Annotated in this window: 2 protein-coding genes; both read left to right on the top strand. The window is 39.2% G+C overall.

All coding sequences use genetic code 11. The annotated features are described in order from the left end of the window. Nucleotides 1-227 precede the first annotated feature (227 nt). On the top strand, nucleotides 228-1793 hold the full coding sequence (istA, locus tag EKM00_RS14615) for an IS21 family transposase (protein ID WP_233584116.1): 1566 nt from the start codon (nucleotides 228-230) through the stop codon (nucleotides 1791-1793). A 22-nt stretch (nucleotides 1794-1815) separates the two neighbouring features. Next, nucleotides 1816-2547, top strand: coding sequence for an IS21-like element helper ATPase IstB (gene istB / locus EKM00_RS14610; RefSeq protein ID WP_126516681.1), 732 nt, complete (start codon nucleotides 1816-1818; stop codon nucleotides 2545-2547). Nucleotides 2548-2691: the final 144 nt, after the last annotated feature.

Genomic DNA, 2691 nt, shown 5'->3' with positions numbered 1-2691 from the left:
CAAAGTACACCACCCATTCCGCTTCAAAGTACACCAATTATTCCGCTGCAAAGGTCGCCACTTATTCCGGAGCAAAGTACACCACTTTTCTCCTGATTTAATACTTGTAAAGGACTGACATTCCGACACAAAGTGCACCACCTATTCCAGATCCTTTATCTCACTAAGTAGAGATTTAACCGTCATATAGCATAAGTTTGGTTTGTAATCAAAAAACCACTTGCAATATGGCAAATAAACCACTTAGTATGATTAAGATAAGACAGGTACTTTTATTTTTAGAACGTGGTGCTTCACAGCGTACCATAGAAAAAGAAGTTCGAATTTCTAGAAGGACAATTGCAGGGTATTTGCTGAAATTTACGCAAACAGGAGTTGATTTCAAAGAATTACTAAAGCGTTCAGATCAGGAACTTGAACAAATACTAGGTCTTTTAAAGCCTGTTGTATCGGAAGATACTGATCCCCGAAAAGTTCATTTTAATAATCTGATCGGTTACTTCAGCAAGGAACTTAATCGAACTGGTGTAACACGTCTATTACTTTGGGAAGAATATATTAAAGAATATCCTGAAGGTTTTCAATATTCTAGATTTTGTGAACTCTTACAAGATCAGGAGAAGGTAAACAATGCTGTAATGCATTTTGTCCACACTCCTGCAAAGCTGCTTGAAGTTGATTTTGCTGGGGATATGCTTCACTATGTGGATACTTCAACTGGTGAACTAATTGCATGCCCTGTATATGTTGCTATTCTTCCCTTTAGTGGCTATGGCTATGTAGAGGCCTTACCGGATGCAAAACTGCCTCAAGTAGTTAAAGCGTTGAATCATACCATTGAATACTTTGGAGGTGTTCCCTTGACTGTTAAATCAGATAACATGAGGCAATGGGTATCCAAAAGTTGTAAATATGAACCTGTATTTACTGATATGCTCGAGCAATGGGCCAACCACAATAATATCGCACTGCTTGCGGCTCGCCCGTATAAGCCCAAGGACAAGCCCTCTGTTGAGAATAACGTAAAGATTACCTATAGACGTATTTATGCTAGCCTACGTAATGATACTTTTCATAGTCTTACTGAACTAAACAAGGCCATTAGAGAAAAACTTGATTATCATCATCAGCTGAACTTTCAGAAGAAAGTATACAGTAGACTCGAGTTGTTTAAAAGCGAGGAAAAAACACTACTACAGCCCCTTCCAGAATCCCCATACAGTATCAGACATTATACCAAAGCAAAGGTTCAAAAGCATTACCATGTACTGGTGGGTGAAGACTGGCACTTTTATTCTGTTCCCTATCGTTACATTGGAAAAGAGGTACGCATTGCTTATGATCAGGATGTCGTGGAGATCTATTGCGATGCACAAAGGATTGCTGTGCATACTAGGAATTACACCAGCCATGGTTATACCAGTATCACGGAGCATATGCCCGAAAGACATCAGATCATTAAAAATCAACGTGGATGGAGTCCGGAATATTATCTCAAAAAAGCAGAAGAAAACGGCCCCAATACTTTTGAATTTTTCAAAAAGGTGATGAACAGTAAGCTGATAATTGATCAGTCTTATACTGCTTGTCTGGGACTATTGAGACTCATGAGTTCCTATGGTAACATTCGGATGGAAGCTGCATGTAAACGGGGCTTAAGAGGTCACAAATTTAGCTACGGTGTTATCAAAAACATCCTAGTGAATAATATGGATTTACTCGAAGAAGAGGCTCCTATCGAATTCCGTATCCCCGAGCACAGTAATATTAGAGGTCCTGAAGCTTATAATTAATCAACTTATAAAATCCTAATAAATGAACACACAAAACACATTAGAACAGCTCAAAGGTCTTAAATTAACAGGCATGGCTAAAAGGTATGAAGCTGCATTGTCACTTCCAGTACATCAACAAGAAGATGTCCATTCTCTCATAGCTATGCTTACTCAGGCAGAAGTAGAATACAGGGATTACTCCAGAACACAGAAGTACCTAAAAGCAAGTAAGCTCCGTTATCATGCCTTACCAGAAGATATCATTTGCAATACAGAAAGAGGTATTACCAGAGAACAGCTACTTAGGCTCTCTGATGGCATGTTTATAGAAAGGGGAGAAAATGTCCTGATAACTGGTGCCACTGGTTGTGGTAAATCTTTTATGGCCTGCGCCTTAGGGCGTAGTGCCTGTTTACTTGGTTACCGAACCCTATATTTTAGTATGAACAAGTTTATGGATGCCTTGACTCAAGTCAGACTTGATGGGACATACCTGAAGTGGATTAAAAGTATCTCCACAAACAAACTTCTAATACTGGATGATTTTGGGCTAAAACCGTCGAATAATGATGCCAGGATTGCGTTACTAGATATCCTCGAAGACAGGTATGGTATAGGATCAACTATGATCACTTCCCAGCTCCCAGTAGACACTTGGCATTCCTTCTTAAACGAGCCAACATTATCGGATGCTATTATGGACAGATTGTCAGCTTCTGCCCACAGAATTACACTAACAGGTAAATCTTTGAGATCTAAAAAAAATTATTAACTTTGAAAAATATCATCTTTACTTAGTGATGATAAAGGACGATTTGACTGGTGTACTTTGCTCTGGAATAAATGGCGCACTTTGTTGCGGAATCGTGGTGTACTTTGCTCCGGAATGGGTGGTGTACTTTCGTCGGAATATCTA

It is taken from the genome of Flavobacterium sp. RSP15, from assembly GCF_003968755.1.
GTDB lineage: Bacteria > Bacteroidota > Bacteroidia > Flavobacteriales > Flavobacteriaceae > Flavobacterium.
This window is presented reverse-complemented; position numbering and strand designations above follow the sequence as displayed.